Below are 19,247 nucleotides of genomic sequence, written 5' to 3' on the forward strand. Positions count from 1 at the left end.
GCTCAATGGCCGATGCGGTGGCCGGCCGGTTCCAGGACCGCGTGCAGCGCGTTCAGCAGGTCGGTCCGGCGGACCGGCTTCTCGACGAAACCGTTCATGCCCGCGGCAAAGCAGCGTCGGCGGTCCTCCGGCGCCGTGTGGGCGGTGACGGCGATGATGGGAATCTCTGCCCGCGTGCTGTCCAGCGCGCGGATCCGGGTGGTCGCCGTGATGCCGTCCACCTCCGGCATCGCGACGTCCATCAGCACCGCATCCTGCGGTTCCGGCGCCCCGGCGACGGCGGCAACCGCCTCCGCGCCGCCCGGCGCGCTTTCGATCACGAAGCCCACCTTCGCCAGCAGGGCGCCGATGACCGCCCGGTTGGTGTCGCTGTCGTCCACGACCAGAATCCGCCCCCGCGGCCCCGCGCCCACGCAGCGAGCGGATCGCTTTCCGAAGGTCTCGGCGGAAGGGCGACCGGAACGCACAGCTCCAGGCTCGCTCCGCCGTCGCCCTCCTGCCCGCCGCTCAGCCGCGCTCCGGTCAGTTCCAGCAGATAACGGACCGGGGCGGGCAACGCGCCGGGCAGTGCCGCTCCGACGACGACCGCGCGGAACAGCAACTCGCCAGACCCCGCGGCTTCTGTGCCGAGCCGCAGGCGGGAGGGGGCGGACACCGTGGACCGGTCGGCCGCCAGCGCGACCAGCAGCTCCGTTATCGCCTGCGCCGGACCGACGAGCTGGGCCGGCGTTCCGGCGAGCACCGCGACTTCCGGGGGAGGAGGCATCCCCCCCTTCCGGCATCGTTCCGCCACCTGCCGGCCCAGTGCCGCCGGATCGAAAAGCGACGGTGCGATCTCTGCTGCCCATTGCATGGTGTCACCAGTCGTGGAACGAATTGGCAAAATGCGACGCACATTGCACCTGTTGGCGCCACTCTGCGGAGTCGCCGGGGCCAAAACTGCAATTGCGTCCTGTTCGCAGCAATTCCCGCGCCAACCGGGAACAGCAGAGGAAAATGATGAAACCGGTCGATCGGATATGGCTGTTCTTCGCCGCCCTGAGCGGCGCGATGGCGGTTGCGGCGGGGGCTTATGCCAGTCACGGCCTCGCCGGCGACGCGCGGGCTCAGGAACTGGTCCGGATGGCGGCGCAGCACCAGATGTGGCACGGGCTGGCACTCGTCGCCCTGGCGGCGCTGGTCCGTCGCGTCGGCGGGGCAGGGCGGCTGCTGATGCGCGTGGCCGGCTGGCTCTTCATCGCCGGCACCATCCTGTTCAGCGGAACGCTCTATGTGCTGGGTCTGGGCGGCAGCCTTCCGATCGGCATGACCGCACCGACCGGCGGCACGACGCTGATCACCGGCTGGCTGCTGCTTGCGATCGGTGCGCTGGTCGCCCGGGCGGAGCGGTGACGGGTGCCCCGCCGCCGCCGCCGCGTCGCCCGGGTCAGTTCGGAGCGGCGGCCACCGCCGCCGCGTCCAGGGGAGCCTCCACCGTATCGGTGGCGGCCGGGACGCAGTAGAGACCATGCAAGGTGGCCATGATGGTCTGCGCCTCATGACCGTTCAGCGAATAGTAGATGTTCTGGGCGCTGCGCCGTGTGCGCACCAGCTTGTCGCGGCGCAGGCGCGCCAGATGCTGCGACAAGGCGGACTGGCTGAGGCCGACCAGCCCTTCCAGTTCGCCGACCGACCGTTCGCCCTGGCTGAGGTAGCACAGGATGAGAAGACGCCGTTCGTTGCTCATCGCCTTCAGAAGCGCGCTGGCACGGCGGGCGTTCGCCTGCAGATCCTCAATCTTCATCGGAATCCTATTGCCATCCCGTCTCACCCGCTCCCTCTTGACGGGGTTTCGGATCAGGTAAATTGTTCGTGTTCAAGCATATTCGGCCATCCGGGGGATGTCCAGCACCCGCAGGCCCGACCCTGCTTGAGTTAGCGGGCGTTGTACCACCGTGCGCGCCGAATTAGGATCAAAGTTATAGCGGAAGACAGTCGAAAGGGGGCCGGGATTTATGGCCGAGCATTACCTGGATGCCAGGGGCCTGCAGTGTCCCTTGCCCGTATTGCGGGCCCGCAAGGCGTTGAAGACGGTTGAGGTGGGCGACCGCCTGACGGTGGAGGCGACGGACGCGAGCGCGCCGAAGGACTTCGCGGCATTTTGCGAGGCGACCGGAAACCTGCTGCGGTCGAGCGAAGTGACGGAGGGGATCTATCGCTTCGTTATCGAACGGACGGCGTGATGAACGTGAGGGGCGAGTAGACGCCCCGGGGGATGTGACGAATCGCCCCGCATTCATCCTGTACTTTTATTAGCGATCCGGGAAAAATGGCGGAGGGAGACGCCCGAACACGCCCACGAAAACGATAGAAAAAGCATGTTCACCACCCTTTTCACCCATCCGGCCTGCCTGAATCACGACACCGGACTTGGCCATCCGGAATGCTCCGACCGTTTGCGCGCCGTGCTGGCCGCGCTGGAGACGGAGGAGTTCCACATGCTCGAACGGCAGGAAGCGCCGCTCGCCACGGTGGAGCAGCTGGAGCGCGCCCACCCGCGCGATCATGTCGACCGGGTGCTGGCGGCAATCCCGCAGCAGGACCATGCCGGCATCGACGCCGACACCGTGGTGTCGCCCGGCTCGGGGGAGGCCGCCCTGCGCGCCGCCGGGGCGGTGGTGGCTGCGGTGGATGCGGTCGCGACCGGCCAGTCGCGCAATGCCTTCTGCGCCGTGCGGCCTCCGGGCCACCATGCGGAGCGCGCCAAGGCCATGGGCTTCTGCCTGTTCAACAATGCCGCGGTCGGCGCCTACCACGCCCGCGCCGCGCACGGGCTGCAGCGGGTGGCGGTGATGGACTTCGACGTCCACCACGGCAACGGAACGCAGGACATCTTCCAGAACGATCCGGACATGCTCTACTGCTCCACCCACCAGTCGCCGCTCTATCCGGGCACCGGCGACGCGGGCGAGAAGGGCGAGTACGGCAACTGCGTCAATGCCCCGCTGCCGGCGATGGCGGGGTCGCCGGAGTTCCGGCATGCGATGACCACCATCATCCTGCCGGCGATCGACCATTTCAAACCCGACCTGCTGATCATTTCCGCGGGTTTCGACGCCCATTCCCGCGATCCGCTGGCCGGCCTGCACCTGATCGACGATGATTTCGTCTGGGCGACGCGCAAGCTGGGCGAACTGGCCCGCACCCATTGCGGCGCCCGCATCGTCTCGGTCCTGGAAGGGGGGTACAACCTGCGGGCCCTCGCCTCCGCCTGCTCGGCCCATGTCCGCGAGCTGATGTACTGCTGACGCGCGGGCGTGCTCCGAAGGGGGAGGGGGCCGGGCGGGCAGGGCGGCTGCGGAGGATTACGGTGACCGCTTTGCGGCGGCGCGTCATACGCCCGTCGCGGGCCTTGCACAGGACGGGTGGGGGGCATAACTTCCCACCCATCGTCACCACGGTCCGATCAGGCCCCCCGCCACCATGCCCGTTCCCGCACCCGAGTCCTCCCCCATCCCGCCCGACATCGCCGCGCTCAGCTTCGAGGATGCGCTTGCCGAGCTGGAGCGGATCGTTCGCCAGCTCGAGGAAGGGCGCGGCAAGCTTGACGACGCGATCGCCTCCTACGAGCGGGGCACCGCGCTGAAGCGCCATTGCGAAGCCAAGCTGCGCGAGGCGCAGGCCAAGATCGACCGCATCACCGTGACCGCCGACGGCTCGTTCGGCACCGAACCCGCCCGGATCGACTGACGTGCAGACAGAGCTCAAGGCCGCCCTGGCCGAGACGGCGACGGCCGTCGAACGCACCATTTCCCATCTGCTGCCTTCCACCGAAATGGCGGAAGCCCCGCTGTTCGAGGCGATGCGCTACGGTTGCCTGAACGGCGGCAAGCGGCTGCGCCCGTTCCTGGTGCTGCACTCCGCCTCGCTGTTCGGCGTGAATGCCGACTGCGCCCTGCGTGTCGGCGCGGCGGTGGAGTTCGTCCATTGCTATTCGCTGATCCATGACGACCTGCCGGCGATGGACGACGGCGAACTGCGCCGCGGTCGACCGACCGTGCATCGCCAGTTCGACGAGGCGACCGCCATCCTGGCCGGCGACGGCCTGCTGACCTTCGCCTTCGAGGTGCTGGCCGATCCGGAAACGCATGAGGACCCCAACGTGCGCTGCCAGCTCGTCACCGCCCTCGCCAAGGCCTCGGGCGGCCGCGGCATGGTGGGCGGGCAGATGCTGGACCTGATCGCCGAGCATGAGACCTTCGACCTCGGCACGACGACCCGGCTGCAGCGCATGAAGACCGGCGAGCTGATCGCCTTCTCCTGCGAGGCCGGCGGCATCCTCGGCAAGGCCGCGCCCGCCCAGCGCCATGCGCTGCGGGCCTACGCCCACGATCTCGGCCTCGCGTTCCAGATCGTCGACGACCTGCTGGACGTCGAAGGGACGCAGGAGGAGACCGGCAAGACGGTCGGGCGCGACGCCCAGGCCGGGAAGGCCACCTTCGTTTCCATCCTGGGCCGCGAGCGTGCCCGCGCCCAGGCGGAAATGCTGTCCCGTCAAGCCGCCGCTCACCTGGAGATTTTCGAGGGGCGTGCCGATATGTTGAAGGCGGTGGCGGAGTTCGTCGTCGCCCGTCGCGCCTGAACGGAGGACGTCCCAGAGTGACTGCCGCCAGCAAAACGCCCCTGCTCGACCTGGTCCGGACGCCGCAGGACCTGCGACTCCTGAAGCCGGAACAGCTCCGCCAGCTCGCCGACGAGCTGCGGACCGAAACCATCGATGCCGTATCGGTCACCGGCGGGCATCTCGGCGCCGGGCTGGGCGTAGTGGAGCTGACGGTCGCCCTGCATTACATCTTCCAGACGCCGGACGACCGGCTGATCTGGGACGTCGGCCACCAGTGCTATCCGCACAAGATCCTGACGGGCCGGCGCGACCGCATCCGCACCCTGCGCATGGGCGGCGGTCTCAGCGGCTTCACCAAGCGCTCGGAAAGCGACTACGACCCGTTCGGCGCCGGCCACAGCTCCACCTCCATCTCCGCCGGCCTCGGCATGGCGGTGGCGCGGGACCTGAAGGGCAGGAAGAACCACGTCGTCGCGGTGATCGGCGACGGCGCGATGAGCGCCGGCATGGCGTACGAGGCGATGAACAACGCCGGCTCGGCGAACTCCAAGCTGGTGGTCATCCTCAACGACAACGACATGTCGATCGCCCCGCCGGTCGGCGCCATGAGCGCCTACCTGTCGCGGCTGATCTCGTCCAAGCCCTATCTCAGCCTGCGCCATCTGGCGAAGGAGATCGCCGACCAGCTTCCGCGCCCGCTGCGCAATGCCGCCCGCCGGGCGGAGGAGTACGCCCGCGGCATGGTCACCGGGGGCACGCTGTTCGAGGAGCTGGGCTTCTACTACATCGGTCCGATCGACGGCCATAACCTGGACCATCTGCTGCCCGTCCTGCAGAACGTGCGCGATGCGGACGACGACAAGCCGGTCCTGATCCATGTCGTGACCAAGAAGGGCAAGGGCTACGCTCCGGCCGAAGCTTCGGCGGACAAGCTGCACGCCGTCGCCAAGTTCGACGTGGTGACCGGCGCGCAGGCCAAGCCGAAGTCCAACGCCCCGACCTATACCCGCGTCTTCGCCAATGCCCTGATCGCCGAGGCGGAGGCCGATCCCGCCGTGGTGGCGGTCACCGCCGCCATGCCGTCGGGCACCGGGCTCGATCTGTTCGGCCAACGCTTCCCCGACCGCTGCTTCGACGTCGGCATCGCCGAACAGCATGCCGTGACCTTCGCCGCCGGCATGGCGACGGAGGGGCTGAAGCCGTTCTGCGCCGTCTATTCCACCTTCCTGCAGCGTGCCTACGACCAGGTGGTGCACGACGTCGTGCTGCAGCATCTGCCGGTCCGCTTCGCGCTCGACCGCGCCGGTCTGGTCGGGGCGGACGGGGCAACCCACGCGGGCGCCTTCGACGTCGCCTATCTCGGCTGCCTGCCGGACATCATTCTGATGGCCGCGGCGGACGAGGTGGAACTGATGCACATGGTGGCCACCAGTGCCGCCATCGACGACCGTGCCTCGGCGCTGCGCTACCCGCGCGGGGAGGGCGTCGGGCTGGAGCTGCCGGAGCGTGGCGAGATTCTTCCGATCGGCAAGGGCCGGATCGTCCAGGAGGGCACCAAGATCGCCATCCTCAGCTATGGCACCCGCCTTGCGGAAGCGCGCAAGGCGGCGGCCGAGCTGGCGGCCCGCGGCCTGTCCACCACCGTCGCCGACGCCCGCTTCGCCAAGCCGCTGGACGAGGACCTCGTCCGCCGCCTTGCGCTGAACCACGAGGTGCTGATCACGGTGGAGGAGGGATCGGTCGGCGGTTTCGGCAGCTTCGTCCTGCAGTACCTCGCCTCGGCCGGGCTGCTGGACGGCGGCCTGAAGATTCGGCCGATGGTCCTGCCCGACCAGTTCCTCGACCATGAAGCGCCGGCCAAGCAGTACGAGCTTGCCGGACTGGCTGCCCGGCACATCGTCGCCACGGCGTTGCAGGCCCTCGGCATCGAGGCGGCGGCGGCGCGGGCCTGAGTGCTCGCCGACGGCAGGCTTCATCCGCTCCTTTCGCCTGCCCCGGGTTCCCCGGCTTTGCCGCGGGGGCTCGGGCGGCGGATTGGCGTGAGCAGCCACCGCAAAGAGCCGACCAGCCGGAGCGAAGCCAAAAGCTGGATAAGCTATCTTATGGAAATCGTATTGTGCGATGCACTCAGGTGGTTGCAACGACGGCAGGATCAGGCATTCTGTTGCCGGTGGTCTGACCACTTCGGCCACCGTCCGTCACCGTCCAGGGTTCCACCCCCGGGCACCATGCCGCCTCGTTGCAAGGATAGCCGTACCCATGTCTGCCAATGCCGCCCTGGATGTTCCGGAAAAGGACCAGCCGCTTCGCGACGACATCCGCCTGCTGGGTCGCATCCTGGGCGATACCGTGCGCAGCCAGGAAGGGGAAGCCGTCTTCGACATCGTCGAGCGGATCCGCCAGACCTCCGTCCGCTTTCATCGCGCCGAGGACGAGAGCGCCCGCCACGAGCTGGAAGACATCCTGAAGAGCCTGTCGCCCAAGCAGACGGTCCGGGTGGTCCGGGCCTATACCTTCTTCTCCCACCTCGCCAACCTTGCCGAGGACCAGCACCACATCCGCCGCACCCGCGCCCATGCGCTGGCCGGCTCGGCGCCGCGCGAGGGCACCATGGCCCATGCGCTGGACGAGGCACGCAAGGCCGGACTGACCAGCGAGCAGTTGCACAGCTTCTTCAAGACGGCGCACATCAGCCCGGTGCTGACCGCGCACCCGACGGAGGTGCAGCGCAAGAGCATCCTGACGGTGCAGATGGACCTCGCCCGCCTGATGCTCCAGCGCGACCACGGTCCGATGACGCCGGAGGAGGAAGAGTGCAACCTGGAGGGGCTGCAGCGCGCCGTGCTGACGCTGTGGCAGACCTCGCTGCTGCGCGATACCCGGCTGGCGGTGATCGACGAGGTGTCGAACGGCCTGACCTTCTACGACTACACCTTCCTGCGCGAGCTGCCGCGCTTCTATGCGGCGCTCGAGGACCGGCTGCGGGTCGACGATCCCTCCTGGAAGACGGATGAGCTGCCGTCCTTCCTGCGGATGGGAAGCTGGATCGGCGGCGACCGCGACGGCAACCCCTTCGTCACCGCGCCGGTGCTGTCCCAGGCCATGCGGATGCAGAGCACCAAGGCGATCGAGTTCTACCTGGAAGAGCTGCATGCGCTGGGCGCCGAGCTGTCGCTGAACAGCCGCATCATCAGCGTGTCGGAGCCGCTGCGCACGCTTGCCGAACGCTCGCCCGACACCTCCGACCACCGGCTGCTGGAGCCCTACCGCCGGGCCATCGCCGGCATCTACGCCCGGCTGGCGGCGACCGCCCGGACGCTGGACGGCATGGAGTCCGCCCGCCACGCGGTGGGCGACGCCCCGCCCTACTCGACGCCACAGGAACTGCGCGCCGACCTCGACATCATCGACCGCTCGCTGACGGTCAACGGCTCCGCGGCGCTGGCGCGCGGCCGGCTGCGCCACTTGCGCCGTGCCGTCGACCTGTTCGGCTTCCACCTCGCCACCATCGACCTGCGCCAGAACTCCGACGTGCACGAGCGCACGGTGGCCGAGCTGTTCGCCGTGGCGGAGCCGGAGGTGCGCTATGCCGAGATGACGGAGGACGAGCGCATCGACCGGCTGCTGGCGGAACTGGAGACGGTCCGTCCCCTCGCCTCCCCGCACATCGCCTATTCCGAGGAGACGACCTCCGAGCTGGCGATCCTGCGCACCGCCGCCGACTGCCGCCGCCGGTTCGGCACGGATGCCGTGGTCAACTGCGTGATCTCCAAGGCCGACGGAGTGTCCGACATCCTGGAGGTGGCCGTCCTCCTGAAGGAGGTCGGCATGCTGCATCCGCAGGATGGGACGCTCGACCTCAACATCGCCCCGCTGTTCGAGACGATCGAGGATCTGCGCAACTGCGCGCGGGTGATGGACCGACTGCTGTCCCTGCCCGCCTATCGCCGCCTGCTCGACAGCCGCGGCGGCGTGCAGGAGGTGATGCTGGGCTATTCCGACAGCAACAAGGACGGCGGCTTCCTCACCTCCGGCTGGGAGCTCTACAAGGCGGAGATCGCGCTGGTCGAGGTGTTCCGCAAGCATGGCGTCCGGCTGCGGCTGTTCCACGGCCGCGGCGGCTCGGTCGGCCGGGGTGGCGGTCCGAGCTATCAGGCGATCCTGGCGCAGCCGGGCGGCGCCGTTCAGGGCACCATCCGCATCACCGAACAGGGCGAGGTGATCGCCGCCAAATACTCCAACCCGGAGGTCGGCCGGCGGAACCTGGAGACGCTGGCCGCCGCCACGCTGGAGGCCTCCCTGCTCCACCCTGACGAGCCCGCCCCGTCCCAGGCCTATCTGGAAGCGATGGAGGAGCTGTCGGCGCATGCCTTCAAGGCCTACCGCGGCCTCGTCTACGACACCCCCGGATTCGAGAAGTACTTCTGGGAGTCGACCGTCATCGGCGAGATCGCCAACCTGAACATCGGCAGCCGGCCGGCCTCGCGGAAGAAGACGACGCGGATCGAGGATCTGCGCGCGATCCCCTGGGTGTTCAGCTGGGCGCAGTGCCGCCTGATGCTGCCGGGCTGGTACGGATTCGGATCTGCGGTGAAGGCCTGGCTCGACAACCGTCCGGCGGATGGCATGAAGACGCTGCGGGCGATGCACGCGGAATGGCCGTTCTTCCGCACGCTGCTGTCGAACATGGACATGGTGCTGTCCAAGAGCAATCTGGCCATCGCCTCGCGCTATGCCGAGCTGGTGTCGGATCCGGCCCTGCGGGAGAGCATCTTCAACCGCATCCGGACCGAGCTGGAGGACAGCGTCGAGATGCTGCTGCAGATCACCGAGCAGAGCCAGCTTCTCGAGCGCAACCCGCTGCTGGCGCGGTCGATCCGCAACCGCTTTCCCTATCTGGATCCGCTGAACCACGTCCAGGTCGAGCTGCTGAAGCGCCACCGCAGCAGCGACAGCGGCGAGCAGATCGCCCGCGGCATCCACCTCACGATCAATGGGATCGCCGCTGGCCTGCGCAACAGTGGATAAGGGCGAAATCCAGCATTCCGAACAACGGATTGTCCGGATTCTGATTGCTCCCGTTCCGCCGGTCTGGTACACCGGCGGGATAGGAGGAATTGGTATGACCACTCAGTCACAGCACGCTAGCACGCACCAGCCGACTTCGCAGCAACAGATGACGCAGCCGCACACCGACCGCCATGCCGGCCGCCCGGGCGCCACGCAGGACCAGTCCGACGAGGGCTTCTGCGGTGGGGCCTGCGGGGCCGGAGCCGGGGCGGCCGTCATCTGGCGACCGCTGGGACAGGGCGGCGGCAGCGGGCAGTCCCGCTGAGGCCAGGAGCCTGTCGGTACATCTCGGCAAAAACTGAAGGGGGCGGTTCGGACCGCCCCCTTTTCTTTTCCGCTGCTGCACGCCTTGCCGGCGGAGCGGGCGTCAGCCCGCCCGCATCTGGTTGACGAGCGTGTCCACCTGGTTGCCCAGCGAGCGGACCTGATCGGCAACGGTCGAGGAGGCCTGGAGGACCCGATTGGCCGATTCGCCCGACTCCGCGGCTGCGCGCGCGACCGAGTCGATGTTGCGCCGGACATGCTGGGTTCCGTCCGCCGCCTCGCCGATGTTGCGGGCGATCTCGCGGGTCGCGGCGCTCTGCTGCTCAACCGCTGCGGCAACATTCGCCGCGATCTCGTTGATTTCGCGGATGGTCCCGGCGATGGCGCGGATCGCGTCGACCGCTTCCTGCGTCACCGACTGCATGGCGTTGATCTGGCTGGAGATCTCCTCCGTCGCCTTCCCGGTCTGGTTGGCGAGGCTCTTGACCTCGCTCGCCACCACGGCGAAGCCCTTGCCGGCCTCCCCGGCGCGGGCCGCCTCGATCGTCGCGTTCAGCGCCAGCAGGTTGGTCTGACTGGCGATGTCGTTGATGAGCTGCACCACCTCGCCGATCTTGTTGGCGGTCTGGGCGAGCCCTTCGACGGTTCGGTCGGTACGCTCCGCGTCGTCGGCGGCCTGCCGGGCGATGCGGCTGGAGGCGGTGACCTGGGTGCCGATTTCCTGGATCGAGGCCGACAGTTCCTCGGTCGCCGCGGCAACGGCCTTCACGCTGCCCTCCGCCTGCTGCGAGGTGGAGGCCGCGGTTGCCGCCTCCCCCGTCGTCGTCTCGGCGTTGCGGCTCATCCGCTGGGCCATGTCCTGCATCTCGCCGGCCGCGGTGCTGACCCGCTCCAGCATGGCCCGCACGCTGCTTTCGAAGCTGTCCGCCATCTCGACCATCGCGCGGCGGCGCTCCTGCCCGGCACGCGACCGCTCGGCCTCGGCCCGGGCATTGGCGGCGGCAGCCTCGTTGGCGGTGTCGCGGAAAACGACCAGGGCCTGCGCCATCTCGGCGATCTCATCCGAGCCGCCGGTCGGGATGGCGGTGTCGAGCTTGCCGCCGGCGATCGCGCGCATCGCGTCGGACAGTTGGCTGATGCGCGACACGATCATCCGGCCGACCACCAGCCAGGCGAGGGCGGCGGCGATGATAAGGCTCGCCACGGCGAACAGGATCAGGATGGTCCGGCCGGCGTCCATGGCGGCCATCGCCCCCTCGGCCGCGCTGTCGCCCTCCGCCTTCATCGCGGCGATCTGCTCGTCCAGCACCTTTGCGAAATCCTGGGCGACCTGCCGGTTCTTGGCCAGCACGGCGGCATTGTCGCGGCCGGCCGTCAGTTCGGCGCGGCGCAGTTCGAACAGGCTGCGGTCGCCGTCGCCGAAGACCGCCATGGCGTCGACGTTCTTCTTCAGCGTGGCGGCGTTGCCGTCGCCCTTGAGCTGCTCCAGCCGTTCGCTGATGGAGTCGACGGCCGCGGTGTAGCGCTCGACCAGTGAGTAAAGCCTTGCCAGATCAGGAGCTTGCGCGGCCTCGTTGAGTGCGCCGGTGAGGACGTTGGCATAGGCTGCGACCTCGAGATACGCCCGGAACTGGACGAGCCCCTGCCCCAGCAGCTCCTGCAGCGAATCCCGCGTCTGGGAGCGGACATTCACCGTCGCCAGCTTGATCTCCGCCTTGGTGCGCATCAGCGGCGATTCGAGCTGGTCGAGGATCTCCTGCTGCGCCTTGATCATCTTGGACGCGGCGTCGGCAAGCTGGCGGTTGGCGGCGGCGCGGTCACCCTCCGCCCCCTCCAGCGCCTTGCGCCGCAGGTCGAAGATGCCGCTGGCACCGTCGCCGAAGGCGAAGAAGGCTTCCAGGGCGCTCGACATCTCCGGGGTGAAGCGCTGTCCGATCTGGGCGGTCGCGCTGACGAGACGGGCGGCGGCCTCCAGATAGATCTGCTGCTGCTGCGTCACTGCCAGCGAGGTGGTGGCGGTCGCCGCGCGGTTCATCGCCTCCGCGGTCAGAACGATGTCGGCCCGCAGCTCGAAGAGGCTGATCAGGGCGCGGACCGCGTCGCTCAGGCCCTCCATGTCCTTTTCGGTCATGGCGTTGAGTTCTTCGCCCTTGCTGTGCAGCCGGGCGCCGACCGTCTCGATCAGCGGGCGCAGGATGCCGAAGAACTCGTCGTAGGATTTGCCGAGATCGGCGGTCGCCGCCTCACGCTTGGCCCGCAGGTCGAGGCGCTGGGTGACGGCGGCATTCTCCTCCTCCAGCGTCGCGATCAGGGCCCGCGCCTTCTCCCGCACCTCGGGGACACGGGGATCGGCGGGACGGCGGTTCGCCAGTTCGTCCACCAGGGAGAGCAGGCCCTTGCCGCGGCTCATGATCTCGCCATAGAGCGTCTCGCGGGCCGCCTGGCTCTCGGCGCCGTCCAGGGTCGGCGCCGCCGCGGCGATGCCGCCGCTCTCCCCGACAGCTTCTTGGCCAGTTCCATTTCCGGCAGGCTGGTCCGGACGATGCGGGTCAGGGGATCCTGGACGGCCGAGAAGGACGTCAGGCCAACGATACTTGCGGCAACGGTCATTCCGGCCATGCCGGCGAAGGCCAGCAGCAGCTTTGCTCGAACGCCGAAGCGGTGGGTGACTTGTGTGGTCTTCATCGTTTCCATCGTCATTGTCCGCCGCTTCCTCCCCGCAGGTCGATCGCCCGCACCCGCCCCGTTGCATGGGGTCCGCATTGTTCGCGTTACAGAACATATCCCGGTAGGATTGACGCTTGGTTACCGTTCCGGTGGTTATCTCCAGGAGAACGGATCCCGCGCTGCGCTACCGGGGTAGGCAGATATACTAGAGATTGGGGCAGGTGCGGCATTACGCCGTAGCATCCTTGCCCAAAGTGATAAGGACTCATCACGCCCCTGCCGAACGTCGTACTGTATCCCGGTTCAAGAGCTGCGCGGGGGATGTTCATGCGTGCGTTGCAGACAGCGGTGACGGCCGCGGATAAAGTTGCAGATGCGGCGGCACCCCTTGCCGAACTCGATCCGTGTCTGGTGCTGGTCTTCGGGGCGATGCCCGTCATGGAGGATCCGGCTTTCGCCTCTGCGCTGCGCGCCGCCTTTCCGGCTTCGGCCCTCGCCGGCTGCAGCACAGCCGGGGAGATCACGGGCGACGGCGTCACCGACGGGACCTGCACCGTAACCGCCCTTCGATTCGACAAGTCCGCGGTGCGGGTCGCCGAGGCCGTGACGGCGACGCTCGGCGAGTCCGGAGAGGCCGGCGCGGCGCTCGGAACGGCGTTGTCCGCTCCCCATCCCGCCGGTCCGCTGGCCGGCGTGCTCCTGTTCGGCCGCGGTGTCGACATCAACGGCAGCGCCCTGATCGAGGGGCTGACCGGCAGGATTCCCGCGGGGGTGCCGGTGTCCGGGGGGCTGGCCGGCGATGGCGGCGCGTTCAAGCGTACGCTGGTGCTCGGACCGTCCGGCCTGTCGGACCGGGCGGCGGTCGCGGTCGGTCTCTATGGCGAGGCGCTGCGCTTCCGCCATGGCTCCTTCGGCGGTTGGGAGCCCTTCGGCCCGGCCCGCAAGGTCACCCGCGCCACCGGCAACATCCTGCTGGAGCTGGACGGGGAACCGGCGCTCAACATCTACAAGCGCTACCTCGGCGACTACGCGAAGGATCTGCCGGCGTCCGGACTGCTGTTCCCGTTCGAGCTTCTGAACGAGAACCACTCCGCCATCGGCCTGATCCGCACCATCCTCGGCATCGACGAGGAGGCGGGCAGCCTGATCCTGGCGGGAACGGTGGAGGAAGGCTTCTATCTCCGCCTGATGCACGCCAGCACCGATTCGCTGGTGGACGGGGCCGAGCAGGCGGCCGAAGCCTGCGGACCGCAGGGCGACGGGCAGGAAGGCGACGCCGTGGCCCTGCTGGTGAGCTGCGTCGGGCGCAAGCTGGTGATGGGCGACCGGGTGGACGAGGAGGTGGAGGCGGTGGCCGAGCGGCTGCCCGCCGGCACGGTCCTGACCGGCTTCTACTCCTATGGGGAGATCAGTCCGATGCATGGGCTGGCCGATTGCAAGCTGCACAACCAGACGATGACCGTCGCCCTCCTGACGGAATCCTGACCGGCATGCACCGGCTCCTGCAAAGCCAGTTGAAGCGCGTGCTCGGCATCCGCACGCCGGAGGAACTGGATACCCTGCTGTCCGAACTGAAGGATCTCGGAGGCCGGCCGGGTGTCGGCCCCACCGCCGCCCGGTTCCTGCAGGAGGTCGGGACCCTGCTCGGCCGGGTGGAGCAGAGCTACGAGCAGGCCGACCGCGACCTGAGCCTGCGCGCCCGCAGCCTGCAGCTCAGCTCGCAGGAGCTGGCGGAGGCGAACGAGCGTCTTCGTCAGGAGGCCGCGACCCAGTCCCAGGCGATTGCCCGGCTGCGCGGCACCGCCAACAGCCTGCTGCGCGCCGATGGCCGGCCGGAGCTGGACTCTTCGCTGGACGATGCCGAGGGAGAGGACGGCTCGACGGGGCTGGAACGGCTGTCCCACCTGATGGCCCAACTGGTGGATGAGCGGGCGAGCGCGCTGCGGGAGCTGGAGCTGCAGAAGTTCGCCCTCGATCAGCATGCCATCGTCAGCATCACCGACCCCCGCGGCCGGATCCTCTACGCCAACGACAAGTTCTGTCAGATCAGCGGCTACGACCGGGACGAACTGATCGGTCGCGACCACCGCATCGTCAATTCCGGCCATCACCCGCCCAGCTTCTTCGCGGAGATGTGGCACACCATCATGGACGGGCAGGTGTGGCACGGCGAGATCGCCAACCGCACCAAATCGGGCGAGATCTACTGGGTGGCGGCGACCGTCGTGCCTCAACTCGGCATCGACGGCCGTCCGGTGCGGTACATCGCCATCCGGACCGACATCACCCCGCGCAAGCACATGGAGGCGGAGCTTCTGGAAAGCCGCCGCTTCCTGCAGAGCATCACCGATTCCATGGGCGAGGGCGTCTTCTCGCTCGACCGCCGCGGCTACTGCACCTTCCTCAATCCGGAAGCCGAGCGGCTGCTCGGCTGGTCGCTCGCCGACCTGCGCGGCATCACCTTCCATGATGCCGTCCATTACAAGGAGGCCAGCGGCCGCGCGGTCGCCAAGGAGGACTGCCCGGTGATGCTCAGCATCCGCCAGGGCCGCACCTACCGCAGCGACACCGACCATTTCATCCGGCGCGACGGCACCGTCTTCCCGATCTCGGTCATTTCCGTCCCCCTGCGCGAGGACGGGCAGATCGTCGGCTCCGTCACCGTCTTCCAGGACATCACGGAGAGGCAGCGCATCCTGAACGCCCTGCAGGAGAGCGAGAAGCGGCTGGCGATCGCGCTCGACGCCTCGCAGACCGGCCTGTGGGACTGGAACCCGGTCACCGACGCCGCCTATTTCTCCACGCACTGGCTGGGCATGCTGGGGTACGGGCCGGACGATCTGCCGGCCTGCGGGCGAACCTGGTTGTCGCTCCTGCATCCCGACGACCGCGACGCGGTGCTCAACCGGCTGGAAACCCACAAGCGCGGCGACACCCCGGTCTACGCCGTCGAATTCCGCATGCGCCACAAGGACGGCGGCTGGGTCTGGATCCTGTCCGCCGGCAAGGTGACGGAACGCGGCGAGGACGGCGCGCCGACACGCATCACCGGCATCCACAAGGACATCACCGACCTGAAGCGGACGGAAGCCGAGCTTGCCCATGCCAAGGAGGAGGCCGACCGCGCCAACCGGCTGAAGAGCGACTTCCTCGCCAACATGAGCCACGAGATCCGCACGCCGATGAACGCGGTCATCGGGCTCAGCCACCTGATCATGACGACCGAGCTGACCCGGCGCCAGCGCGACTACATGGACAAGATCCATGCCGCCTCGCGCAACCTGCTGGGCATCATCAACGACATCCTCGACTTCTCGAAGATCGAGGCCGGCAAGCTGACCATCGAGACGATCCCCTTCCAGATCGCCGACGTGCTGCAGGAGGTGACGACGGTCGTCCAGCCCAGGCTGCGGGAGAAGGGGCTGGAGCTGATCGTCGATCTGGGGGCGGAGGTGCCGACGACGCTGCTGGGCGACCCCTTGCGGCTGGGGCAGGTCGTGCTGAACCTCGTCTCCAACGCGGTGAAGTTCACCGAGCGGGGCGAGGTGGTCGTCTGCGTCGCGGGATCGCGGGACGGCGGCGACGGCTACCGGCTCGACGTCACGGTCAGGGACACCGGGATCGGCATGTCGCCTGCCCAGGTCGCCAACCTGTTCCGGCCCTTCACCCAGGCGGACAGCTCCACCACCCGCCGCTTCGGCGGCACGGGTCTTGGCCTCGCCATCTGCCGCCAGCTCGTGGAGCTGATGGGCGGATCCATCGGGGTGGAGAGCACGGCCGGCGTCGGAACGACCTTCCGCTTCTCCATCCTCGGCCGCGTGGCGCCGGAAGCCGCCTCCGCCGACCGCATGCCGACCGACCTGATGGGCCGCCGCGTGCTGGTGGTGGACGACAGCGACGCCGTGCGCTCCATCCTCTCGGACATGCTGGAGCGCTTCGGCCTGGCGGTCGAGGCCGTGCCCGGCGGCTGGGACGCGCTGGCGCGGATGGAGAACGCCATCATCGGCGCGGAGCCGCCGGTCGACCTTCTGGTGCTCGACTGGCGCATGCCGGACCTCGACGGGGTGGAGACGCTCCACCGGCTGCAGGCGATGCAGGAGGCCCACCCCCCGGTCATCATGACGACCGCCTATGGCGGTGATGCGATGCATGACGCGCTGGACGGCGGGCGGGTGGCGGCCATCCTGGAAAAGCCGGTCACCCCGTCCGCGATGCTCGATTCGGTGATGACGGCGCTGGGCCGGGATTCGTCGGGGCGGGCCTCCGGCTCCGCCCTGCCCGCGCCGCGCCACGTCCGGCCGGCCGCGGCGGGCGAGGATCTTTCGGCCCTGGTGGGCCGGCGCGTCCTGCTGGTGGAGGACAACGCGATCAACCAGCAGGTCGCCTGCGGCCTGCTGGAGCTGGCGGGGGTAGAGGTCGCCGTCGCCGGCAGCGGCGAGGAGGCATTGCGCATCCTGCGCGAGCAGCGCTTCGAGGTCGTGCTGATGGATGTGCAGATGCCGGGCCTCGACGGCTACGAGACCACCGGCATCATCCGGCGGGAGATGGAGCTGGGCGACCTGCCGATCGTCGCCATGACCGCCCACGCCATGGCGGGCGACCGGGAGCGCTGCCTGGAAGCCGGGATGAACGACCATGTCGCGAAGCCCATCGATCCCGATGCGCTCTATGCGGCCCTGCTGCGCTGGCTCAAGCCGTCGCGCCGGCTGGGACGGGGCCTGACGTCGGCGGAGACGGGGACCGGAGCCGGGGCCGCAGTTCTGCCCGACCGGCTGCCCGGCCTGGACCTGGCGGCCGCCCGGCGCAGCGTCGGCGGGAATCTCGGGCTGCTCCGCCGGATCCTCGGCGACTTCGCCGACAGCCATGGAACCGACGTTGCGCGGCTGTCGGCCGAGGTGGCGTCGCAGTCCTGGCGCGACGCCCTGCGGACCGCCCACACGCTGAAGGGAACCTCGGCGACCATCGGCGCACTCGACCTGTCGCAACTCGCCGGGGATGCGGAAAGGCTGCTCTCCGGTCCGGCCCCCGCCCTGCCGCCCGACCTGCTGCCCCGTCTGGAGGCGGCGATGGTCGAGGTGGTGACCGGGATACGGACCCTGCTCCGCCCCCTCCTGCAGCCCCTCCTGCACCAGGACCCGCAACCGGACGGGGCTCCGGCCACCTGCACGCCCGCGCGGCTGGCCGAGGCTGCGGCCCTCGCCAGCCGGCTGGAGCTGGCGCTGTCCGAGGGCGATCCGGAGGCGGCGGAACTGGCGGAGGCCCTGGCAGGGCTGCTGGAAGGCAGTGCGCTCGCCGCGTGTGCCGCGGCCGTCGCCCGTCCGGCATCGCAGTTCGACTTCGACGAGGCGGCAACCGCCCTGACCGGGCTGCGCGCCGCCCTGCATGACCATGAGGAGGCGGGAGAGTGAGCGGAACAGCCGAGGAAAACCGCTGCTCCGAACCGGGCCGCGATCTGCCGCGCGTCCTGATCGTCGATGACGAGCCGATCAACCTGAAGGTTCTGGCCGACCTGCTGCGCGACGGCTACCGGCTGAGCGTCGCCAAGGATGGCCCGCAGGCGCTCGCCCGGATGGCCGGCGATCCCCTGCCCGACCTCGTCCTGCTCGACGTCATGATGCCGGGCATGGACGGGATGGAGGTGTGCCGCCGCCTGAAGGAGGAGGAGCGGACGCGCGACGTGCCCGTCATCTTCATCACCGCCATGGGGCAGCCCCATGACGAGGCCCGCGGCTTCGAGGCCGGGGCGGTCGACTACATCACCAAGCCGATCTCGCCGCCGGTGGTGACCGCCCGCGTTCGCACCCACATCGCCCTGCGCGAGGCCCGCCGGCAACTGGCCGAGCACAACCGCCTGCTGGAGGCGCGGGTGGCGGAGCGGACGCGCGATCTCGCCCGCGCCCAGGACGTGGCGATCCGCGCCCTCGCCTCGCTCGCCGAGACGCGGGACAACGAGACGGGCAACCACATCCGCCGTACGCAGAACTACGTCCTGGCGCTGGCCAACCATCTCCGGCGCGATCCCAGATTCGCACCGAGGTTCGCCGGCCGGCTTGATGACGAGACGGTGGAGATGCTCTTCAAGTCGGCCCCGCTGCACGATGTCGGCAAGGTCGGTATTCCCGACTCGATCCTCCTCAAGCCCGGCAAGCTCACCGACGAGGAGTTCCATGTGATGAAGACCCACGCGGCGCTCGGCCATGACGCCATCTTCGCCGCGGAGGAGGAGCTGGACTCCCGAAGCTCGTTCCTGCGCGTCGCGCGGGAAATCGCCCAGGGCCATCACGAGCGCTGGGACGGCACCGGCTATCCCCTGGGATTGAAGGGGGAGGAGATTCCCCTGTCGGCCCGGCTGATGGCGGTGGCGGACGTCTATGACGCGCTGATCAGCCGGCGCTGCTACAAGCCGGCCTTCCCGCACGAACAGGCGGTGGAGATCATGCTGGCCGGCCGCGGCACGCACTTCGACCCCGACGTGACCGATGCCTTCGCGGAGCTGGCCGGGGAGTTTCTGGCCATCGCCCAACGCTTCCGCGACGGAGCCGCGGAGTGAGTCGTCGCCGCAGTGCCCGCTTCGGTCCGCCGGAACCGGGGTGGGATTGAAAGTCATCGCCCTCGAAGGTTCTGCCGCCATTAATGGAATGGC

General features: G+C 68.9%; 15 protein-coding genes. 11 read left to right on the top strand and 4 right to left on the bottom strand.

The window, feature by feature from the left end; genetic code table 11:
* Positions 1 to 2: 2 nt before the first annotated feature.
* The gene (locus DEW08_RS31020) at positions 3 to 380 is read right to left on the bottom strand and encodes a response regulator (RefSeq protein ID WP_168220263.1); all 378 of its coding nucleotides are present in this window, start codon (positions 378 to 380) and stop codon (positions 3 to 5) included.
* A 616-nt stretch (positions 381 to 996) separates the two neighbouring features.
* Between DEW08_RS31020 and DEW08_RS03930 the strand changes: the two genes are divergently transcribed.
* On the top strand, positions 997 to 1,392 hold the full coding sequence (locus DEW08_RS03930; protein WP_245985918.1) for a DUF423 domain-containing protein: 396 nt from the start codon (positions 997 to 999) through the stop codon (positions 1,390 to 1,392).
* 34 nt (positions 1,393 to 1,426) lie between these two features.
* Here DEW08_RS03930 and DEW08_RS03935 read toward each other — a convergent pair whose 3' ends face one another.
* Entirely contained in the window at positions 1,427 to 1,783 is a 357-nt protein-coding gene (locus DEW08_RS03935; protein WP_109324630.1) for an ArsR/SmtB family transcription factor, read from the bottom strand.
* Positions 1,784 to 1,994: 211 nt separating this feature from the next.
* Between DEW08_RS03935 and DEW08_RS03940 the strand changes: the two genes are divergently transcribed.
* The 7 genes from DEW08_RS03940 (at position 1,995) to DEW08_RS31025 (ending at position 9,938) form a co-directional block, all read left to right on the top strand.
* The gene (locus tag DEW08_RS03940; protein ID WP_109324636.1) at positions 1,995 to 2,222 is read left to right on the top strand and encodes a sulfurtransferase TusA family protein; all 228 of its coding nucleotides are present in this window, start codon (positions 1,995 to 1,997) and stop codon (positions 2,220 to 2,222) included.
* A gap of 135 nt (positions 2,223 to 2,357) precedes the next feature.
* Complete coding sequence (locus tag DEW08_RS03945; protein ID WP_109324637.1) at positions 2,358 to 3,287, top strand: histone deacetylase family protein; 930 nt, start codon at positions 2,358 to 2,360, stop codon at positions 3,285 to 3,287.
* A 175-nt stretch (positions 3,288 to 3,462) separates the two neighbouring features.
* Positions 3,463 to 3,729 carry an exodeoxyribonuclease VII small subunit gene (locus DEW08_RS03950; RefSeq protein ID WP_109324642.1) on the top strand — a complete coding sequence of 89 codons (267 nt, stop codon included), beginning with the start codon at positions 3,463 to 3,465 and terminating at the stop codon, positions 3,727 to 3,729.
* Position 3,730: 1 nt separating this feature from the next.
* Complete coding sequence (locus DEW08_RS03955; RefSeq protein ID WP_109324643.1) at positions 3,731 to 4,621, top strand: polyprenyl synthetase family protein; 891 nt, start codon at positions 3,731 to 3,733, stop codon at positions 4,619 to 4,621.
* 17 nt (positions 4,622 to 4,638) lie between these two features.
* Complete coding sequence (gene dxs / locus DEW08_RS03960) at positions 4,639 to 6,555, top strand: 1-deoxy-D-xylulose-5-phosphate synthase (protein ID WP_109324644.1); 1,917 nt, start codon at positions 4,639 to 4,641, stop codon at positions 6,553 to 6,555.
* Positions 6,556 to 6,862: 307 nt separating this feature from the next.
* Positions 6,863 to 9,631: a phosphoenolpyruvate carboxylase gene (gene ppc / locus DEW08_RS03965; RefSeq protein ID WP_109324648.1), complete on the top strand. Its 2,769-nt coding sequence runs from the start codon at positions 6,863 to 6,865 to the stop codon at positions 9,629 to 9,631.
* 148 nt (positions 9,632 to 9,779) lie between these two features.
* A complete protein-coding gene (locus DEW08_RS31025) occupies positions 9,780 to 9,938 on the top strand; it encodes a hypothetical protein (protein ID WP_168220210.1) in 159 nt (52 codons plus the stop codon).
* Between the two features lie 102 nt (positions 9,939 to 10,040).
* On the opposite strand, the gene DEW08_RS03975 is transcribed toward DEW08_RS31025, so the two are convergent.
* Both DEW08_RS03975 and DEW08_RS31945 read right to left on the bottom strand, forming a co-directional pair.
* The gene (locus DEW08_RS03975; protein ID WP_245985919.1) at positions 10,041 to 12,347 is read right to left on the bottom strand and encodes a HAMP domain-containing methyl-accepting chemotaxis protein; all 2,307 of its coding nucleotides are present in this window, start codon (positions 12,345 to 12,347) and stop codon (positions 10,041 to 10,043) included.
* Complete coding sequence (locus DEW08_RS31945) at positions 12,344 to 12,637, bottom strand: hypothetical protein (protein ID WP_245985920.1); 294 nt, start codon at positions 12,635 to 12,637, stop codon at positions 12,344 to 12,346. Before DEW08_RS31945 ends, DEW08_RS03975 begins: the two co-directional genes overlap by 4 nt.
* 405 nt (positions 12,638 to 13,042) lie before the next feature.
* Here DEW08_RS31945 and DEW08_RS03980 point away from each other — a divergent pair, with 405 nt between their 5' ends.
* The 3 genes from DEW08_RS03980 to DEW08_RS03990 are packed head-to-tail and all read left to right on the top strand — an operon-like array spanning position 13,043 to position 19,154.
* Entirely contained in the window at positions 13,043 to 14,089 is a 1,047-nt protein-coding gene (locus DEW08_RS03980) for an FIST signal transduction protein (protein ID WP_245985922.1), read from the top strand.
* 5 nt (positions 14,090 to 14,094) lie between these two features.
* Positions 14,095 to 18,012 carry a PAS domain S-box protein gene (locus DEW08_RS03985; RefSeq protein WP_109324672.1) on the top strand — a complete coding sequence of 1,306 codons (3,918 nt, stop codon included), beginning with the start codon at positions 14,095 to 14,097 and terminating at the stop codon, positions 18,010 to 18,012.
* Positions 18,009 to 19,154, top strand: a complete 1,146-nt coding sequence (locus DEW08_RS03990; RefSeq protein WP_245985924.1) for a response regulator — start codon at positions 18,009 to 18,011, stop codon at positions 19,152 to 19,154. The genes DEW08_RS03985 and DEW08_RS03990 overlap by 4 nt, the downstream gene beginning before the upstream one ends.
* Positions 19,155 to 19,247: the final 93 nt, after the last annotated feature.

It is taken from the genome of Azospirillum thermophilum (assembly GCF_003130795.1).
GTDB lineage: Bacteria > Pseudomonadota > Alphaproteobacteria > Azospirillales > Azospirillaceae > Azospirillum > Azospirillum thermophilum.